8 protein-coding genes are annotated in these 6201 nt (G+C 28.4%); 7 read left to right on the top strand and 1 reads right to left on the bottom strand.

The genetic code is table 11. The features are described 5' to 3' along the window. The 5 genes from H612_RS0102450 to H612_RS0102430 all read left to right on the top strand — a co-directional run. Positions 1 to 295: IS30 family transposase (locus H612_RS0102450; RefSeq protein ID WP_027130014.1), on the top strand; the 295-nt coding region annotated here is incomplete at its 5' end. A gap of 265 nt (positions 296 to 560) precedes the next feature. Beyond that, positions 561 to 1367: a diadenylate cyclase CdaA gene (gene cdaA / locus H612_RS0102445; RefSeq protein ID WP_027130013.1), complete on the top strand. Its 807-nt coding sequence runs from the start codon at positions 561 to 563 to the stop codon at positions 1365 to 1367. Positions 1368 to 1378: 11 nt separating this feature from the next. Next, a complete protein-coding gene (locus H612_RS0102440; protein WP_027130012.1) occupies positions 1379 to 2338 on the top strand; it encodes a CdaR family protein in 960 nt (319 codons plus the stop codon). An 8-nt stretch (positions 2339 to 2346) separates the two neighbouring features. Then, positions 2347 to 2595, top strand: a complete 249-nt coding sequence (locus tag H612_RS0102435) for a hypothetical protein (RefSeq protein WP_027130011.1) — start codon at positions 2347 to 2349, stop codon at positions 2593 to 2595. Between the two features lie 238 nt (positions 2596 to 2833). Further along, positions 2834 to 4705, top strand: a complete 1872-nt coding sequence (locus tag H612_RS0102430) for a polysaccharide biosynthesis protein (protein ID WP_027130010.1) — start codon at positions 2834 to 2836, stop codon at positions 4703 to 4705. Between the two features lie 503 nt (positions 4706 to 5208). Here the strand turns inward: H612_RS0102430 and H612_RS0102425 are convergent. Beyond that, positions 5209 to 5547 carry a winged helix-turn-helix transcriptional regulator gene (locus H612_RS0102425; RefSeq protein ID WP_027130009.1) on the bottom strand — a complete coding sequence of 113 codons (339 nt, stop codon included), beginning with the start codon at positions 5545 to 5547 and terminating at the stop codon, positions 5209 to 5211. Between the two features lie 174 nt (positions 5548 to 5721). Here H612_RS0102425 and H612_RS08960 point away from each other — a divergent pair, with 174 nt between their 5' ends. Both H612_RS08960 and H612_RS10350 read left to right on the top strand, forming a co-directional pair. Continuing rightward, the gene (locus tag H612_RS08960) at positions 5722 to 6027 is read left to right on the top strand and encodes a pyridoxamine 5'-phosphate oxidase family protein (RefSeq protein WP_211223594.1); all 306 of its coding nucleotides are present in this window, start codon (positions 5722 to 5724) and stop codon (positions 6025 to 6027) included. Beyond that, entirely contained in the window at positions 6021 to 6152 is a 132-nt protein-coding gene (locus H612_RS10350) for a hypothetical protein (RefSeq protein ID WP_281170286.1), read from the top strand. Before H612_RS08960 ends, H612_RS10350 begins: the two co-directional genes overlap by 7 nt. Positions 6153 to 6201 lie beyond the last annotated feature (49 nt).

Genomic DNA, 6201 nt, shown 5'->3' with positions numbered 1-6201 from the left:
TAATAAAGCTTTAAAGTCCTTTACCTCTGATAGAGGAAAAGAATTTTCTTGCTATAAAGATGTAGAAAAGATGGGAATAGATTTTTACTTTGCAGATCCATATTCTTCTTGGCAACGAGGTTCTAATGAGAATAGTAATGGTCTTTTTAGGGACCCTAAAAAGACTAATTTGAGTAATATTAATTTGACTGAACTAATTGAAAATTTAGTCCAATTGAATAATAGACCAAGAAAATGTCTAAATTTTTCAACACCATTCGAAGCATTGTTACACGAGATTAATTTATTGAGTTAGGTGTTGCACTTTTATTTGCAATTCACCTTTTATTAAAAAATTCAGCACAATAAACTTTTTTATGTTATAATAAAATGTGGGTTGTTATATTGTTTTTAAAAAGGTTTAACAATAATATTAAAACATAATTAATAGATTATAGTGAAAAAATATAATTACATGATTTTATTATAAATTAAAGAAAATTATTTTTTATCTGAATAAAAAGTAGCTGCTGTTTATTGTAAGTTTTTTAATAAAATCAAAATTAAGAAAGGAGACTATTATGATAGCTGATTATCTATCAAATATAAGTACGTTAGCATTGATTATTCACATTTTGGATGTTGCACTTGTCTGGTTGTTAGTTTATAAACTTTTGTCATTATTAAAAGGTACTCGTGGTATGCAACTGGTTAAAGGTATTTTGATTATTATTGGTCTTAAAATATTTTTTAATTTTATAGGTTTTACAACTATGACCTATATTTTTGATCAAGTGGTTACTTGGGGAGTGTTAGGAATAATAATTATTTTCCAGCCAGAATTAAGACGTGCTTTAGAATATATAGGAAGAGTACAGCTATCAAATATTCTTAATTTTAATTATAAAGATGTAGAAAAAAATAAAAGGGAACAAATCGTTAAATCTGTGGTTGATGCGTCCAGGCATATGGCAAGAAGAAGGATTGGAGCTTTAATAGTATTAGAAAATCAAACAGGACTTGATGAATATGTGGAAAGCGGAATAGAAATTAATGCAGAAGTTACTAATGAACTTATTATTAATATTTTTATACCAAATACACCGCTTCACGATGGGGCTATGATCGTTAGTAAGGATAAAATAAGGGCAGCAAGTTGTGTTTTACCACTTTCTGATAATAGAAGTATATCTAGTAGTTACGGAACAAGGCATCGTGCTGCATTAGGATTATCAGAGCTTACGGATGCAATCGTTGTTGCAATATCTGAAGAAACTGGTAAGATTACAGTTTGTCAAAATGGTAAGTTGACTACGGATTTTAACGAAGAAAACTTAACCAAGTATCTGACTAATAATTGGCAACAAAATAAAGATAAAATTATATAAGAGGTGATATTATGAGATTAAAAGAAAAGAATCAATTAAAGTTAATATCATTTTTAATAGCAATATTATTATTTATTTCTGTAAATCAAAATTTTAGAAATTTGTCTGTAGTAGGTGTTAGTGATAATACGGCAACAGCATGGGTAACAGATGTACCACTTGAGGTTGATTATGATAGAGATAAGTTATATGTAGTAGGAATACCGAATACAGTTTCTGTAAAAATAAGTGGCTCACCTTCAAAAGTTCAGAAGGAGAGTGTTGCTAAAAATTTTAAAGCAAAATTAAATTTAAAAAATGCTCAAATAGGTGACGATCAAAAGGTGAAACTTGAGGTTGAAGGACTTGATAAGAGTTTAGAAGGTACAGTTGAACCTAATACAATAACTATTTCTATAAGAGAAAAAGTAACAAAAGAGTTTAAAGTTACACCAATAGTTCGAAAAGAGAGGCTTCTAATTGGTTATGAAATAGATAAACTTAGTGTTACTAACGAAACTGTGAAAATATCAGGAGATGCTGATAGTATAAATAGGATAAAAGAAGTACGTGCGGAAAGCGAAACAAGAACAAAAATCAATAAAAATATTAAAGAAGAAGTAAAATTAATTGCTTATGACAGTGATTATAATAAAATAGATGATGTTCAGATTGATCCTGGTACGACTGTAATGAGTATTGATTTAAAAAATGTTGAAAAAGAAGTTCCTATTCAAGTTAATACTGTTGGAAATTTACCACAAGGTTATGAACTTGTCAGTGTTACACCTGATGTTAGCAAAGTAACGGTTCGTGCTGAGACTCAAAGTGATTTAGATAAGATTAATGAAATGTATGTTGATGTTGATTTGAGTGATATAAAAGAAGAGACAGAAGAAAGAAGCAATTTAAAAATATATTCAAAAGAAGATGTACGAGTAGCTGCCGATACACCAATAGTAAAGGTAACTATAAAAGTGAAAAAAAGGTAGAAGATTAAATGGATAAAAAATTATTATTTTTGGCTATTAATATGCTTGTAACTGTTCTTAGTTTAGGTATAATAATAGGGACAATGTTTATAGAAAATGAGAGAACAAAATTAATAGCTATAGTTGTGGCAGTAATTATTTTAATAGTTCAAAAAATCATTGAGATAATAGTGATTAAAGAAACTAGGAAAGTAAGTTTTGTAATATTGATTATAATAATTATTGCTGCAGGATATTTTGGCTATAGACTATTTTAATAAAATGGGTTGTAGGAGTTAACTTGAAAGTAGAAAAGGATGTAAACTTTTGAGTTACTCCTTTCAACAGTTTAGATTATAATTGAGATATTGAAAAAACTTATTCATATTAATTTTAAGGTTAGTGTAGTATTATGTTTTTATAATATCGAATAATTTTTATTTTAAATTTAGTAGAATACGAAAAAATATTTTTTGAATTTTATAATACAATACTTTATTGTTTAGGAGATATATAATGGAAAAGTTGTTTTCATCAAAAATATATATATACCATAGATTCAAGTTGATTATGATGCTTGATCTATTTATTGTTTTATTAGGGACTCTCGCTTCTATTTTTTTAGGGAGAAATGGTTATCCTTTTGAAATGTTGGAAAATCATGGAGCGAGTATTTTAGAATTTTTAATTATTTCATTAGTTGTTTATGGAATACTATTTCGATTATTTGGTATAAATAAATCTTTATGGTCATATTTGGGCGTTAATGAAATTGTTAATATTTGTGCGTCTATTTTAATTGCGGATCTTATTTGCAGTGTACTGTACCAACTTATGTTACCTGATACTTTTTCCAATGTGCGTTTTGCAATATTCTCTCCACTTTTAATAGTGGCGGGTGTGATGTTCCTAAGAATGCTGTACAGAGCTTTAAGAGAAAGAGAAGCAAGTGTTCATGGGAAAAATTCTTATAAAAATACATTAATAATAGGAGCAGGGGATGCGGGATATATTCTTTTAAAAGAACTTTCTAAGAACAACGTATTTAAAGCTAGTGTAGTTGGACTTATTGATGACAATAGAAAAAATTCAATTATTAGTGGAGTAAGCGTCCTAGGGACTACTTATGAACTTTTAAAAATTATCCCTAAGTATGAGGTTGAGCAAGTATTTTTAGCAATACCTTCAATAGGTACTTATGATAAAAATAGAATACTAAATATTTTAAAAGAAGCTGATGTAAGTGTTAAGGTTATGGGTTCAGGAATAACTCTTGAAGAAGGAGAGAGCATTTCTAAGCACCTTAAAGATGTTTCAATAGAAGATTTATTAGGACGAGGTGAAGTTAAACTTTCTCAAGGAGAAATACGTAGTTATCTTCGTGGGAAAAATGTTCTTGTGACAGGCGCAGGGGGTTCTATTGGAAGCCAAATCGTCCGAGAAATTTTTAAATTTAAACCTCAAAATTTAATCTTGTTGGATATTAATGAAAATGCATTATATATGCTAGAGAGAGATTTAGATTTTGAAAAATCTCATATTAAAGATTATGAAAATATAAATTATATTTCGGAAATTGTAAGTATTAGAGATAAACAGGCATTAAGAGAAGTTTTTGATAAATATAAACCAAATGTAGTATTTCATGCAGCTGCACATAAACATGTGCCTTTAATGGAACGTCGTCCACAAGAAGCAATAAAAAATAATGTTTTTGGTACTAAAAATGTTATGGATGTTGCTATCGAAAAAGAAGTAGAGAGATTTATAATGATTTCTACAGATAAAGCGGTTAATCCAACTAATGCAATGGGAGCATCCAAGAGATTGACAGAAATTATTCTTCAATCAAAAGGGGATAAGTACAAAACTAAGTTCGCAGCTGTAAGATTTGGAAATGTATTAGGTTCTAATGGATCAGTAATACCAATTTTTAAAGAACAAATTAGAAAAGGGGGACCAATTACAATAACTCATAAAAATATTATTCGCTACTTTATGACTATTCCAGAAGCGGCACAATTAGTTTTGCAAGCAGGATATTATGCAAGCAGCGGAGAAATTTTCTTATTAGATATGGGAGAACCAGTCAAAATATTAGATCTTGCTACCAATTTAATTAAACTTTCTGGACTTGAACCATATAAAGATATTGATATAGAGGAAATAGGGTTAAGACCAGGAGAAAAAATGTACGAGGAATTATCACTTGACTATGAAAATAGTGAGAATACAGATAATAAAATGATTTATAAAAACACAACTCTAGACATAGATGTTGAAATTTTAGAAGAAAGATTAAATAAACTTTCTTCACTGTTGAACACAGCAAGCAATGAAGAAATTAGAGAAGAATTATTTAAAATAATAAATTGTTATAATGGATAAAACAACTTAATTTTTAAAGGTTATTCATAGGAAAAATCACAAAAAAATCTTAAACTAAAACTTTAGTTTAAGATTTTTTACTTGGAAAATAATAAAATTGAATTAGTTACTTAGCATTTTTTGCTGTTTTTAGGATGTAAGATAAATATTATATAAGGGTTGGTACTTCTTTTTTGCTTGGGGAGTATTCTAGAATGAAAAATTTCTAGATAAAAATAATTTAGATTAGTATAGCTTAAATAATATAAAATTCCAAAAACATTACTAAAGCATATTAAACTATACAAGGCGGTTTAATATTAAAGGTTACTGCTAACATTACTATTTTAAGATTTATTTTCGTAAATATAATGTTTTTAGTTTTTCGTATAAGATAAGGATAAAATAAAAAGGATAGGAGTCCAAGTAGATATATTCATTCAAGGTTGATTAAGCATATAACTTTTAGGAGCATTGCTTAGTTAAACCCAATCCTTTTATTGCTTCATCACTTAAGAGAATTACTAATTTTCATAGTTAGTTTTGTAAAATACTCCCCATTCATGCATGCTGTCGATAATAGGTTTAAGAGAATAACCTAATTCTGTTAAAGAATACTCAACACGAGGTGGAACCTCTGGGTAAACTTTTCTATTGATGACACCTTTATTTTCTAGCGAACGAAGATTTTCTGTTAAAACTTTTTGGCTAACAGCTCCAAGTGATTTTTTTAATTCTCCAAAACGCATAGTTCCTTCAAATAAATCACGAAGTATTAAAATAGTCCATTTATTACTTAGTAATAGCAATGTGGTTTCAACCGGGCAAGCTGGTAATTTATCAGGTAATTTTTTACTAGTCATCGTTGCTCTCCTTCAAATAAAAATCTTTTTTTTCTACCGAAAGTTACCTTTAGGTAACCACCCCACCTTAAAGTGCATACTTGTAAGGTGTTTTTTTTGATGTTACCATATAATTATAACACAATAAAGTTGAAGATTGATAGTAAAAAAAGTCAGTATTATTGGAGGTTGATTATGAACTATTTAAAAATATTGGTAGAAGATATTCATTCTGTAGTTTTAGGTACTCTTGATAGAAATGATAAGGTTGCTACAAGGGTAATTGATTTAATGTATGAAGATGGAAAGACGGTTTACTTTTTAACTGCCAATACAAAATTAATGTATAAACAGCTTTTAGAAAATCCCTTTGTTTCGGTTACAGGATTAACAGTGGGAAGTGATACTATGAAAAGAAAAAGTATCACATTGCAAGGAAAGGTTCAGTGTATAGGAAAAACTAACTTAGATATTCTTTTGAAAAAAATCCTTATATGTTAGATATTTATCCTACAGAAAAATCAAGAGAAGTGTTAGAAGTTTTTTGTTTTGAATATGCACAAGGGGAATTTTATGATTTAACGACTCTTCCACCAAAAGTTGCGAGTTTTGTTATTAGGAAGTAAAAACGATAAAAATATAGAAAAGTGATGAACAAGTAGAGAAATTGGTAGT

The organism is Gemella cuniculi DSM 15828, assembly GCF_000425665.1.
Taxonomy (GTDB): Bacteria; Bacillota; Bacilli; order Staphylococcales; family Gemellaceae; genus Gemella; species Gemella cuniculi.
The sequence above is the reverse complement of the archived record's forward strand: the minus strand, read 5'-3'. Positions and strand labels throughout refer to the sequence as shown.

Excerpts from the sequence above, each read along its gene's own strand:
- cdaA (WP_027130013.1), top strand. The coding sequence starts at position 561 with ATGATAGCTGATTATCTATCAAATATAAGTACGTTAGCATTGATTATT.
- H612_RS0102440 (WP_027130012.1), top strand. The coding sequence starts at position 1,379 with ATGAGATTAAAAGAAAAGAATCAATTAAAGTTAATATCATTTTTAATA.
- H612_RS0102435 (WP_027130011.1), top strand. The coding sequence starts at position 2,347 with ATGGATAAAAAATTATTATTTTTGGCTATTAATATGCTTGTAACTGTT.
- H612_RS0102430 (WP_027130010.1), top strand. The coding sequence starts at position 2,834 with ATGGAAAAGTTGTTTTCATCAAAAATATATATATACCATAGATTCAAG.
- H612_RS0102425 (WP_027130009.1), bottom strand. The coding sequence starts at position 5,547 with ATGACTAGTAAAAAATTACCTGATAAATTACCAGCTTGCCCGGTTGAA.
- H612_RS08960 (WP_211223594.1), top strand. The coding sequence starts at position 5,722 with ATGAACTATTTAAAAATATTGGTAGAAGATATTCATTCTGTAGTTTTA.
- H612_RS10350 (WP_281170286.1), top strand. The coding sequence starts at position 6,021 with ATGTTAGATATTTATCCTACAGAAAAATCAAGAGAAGTGTTAGAAGTT.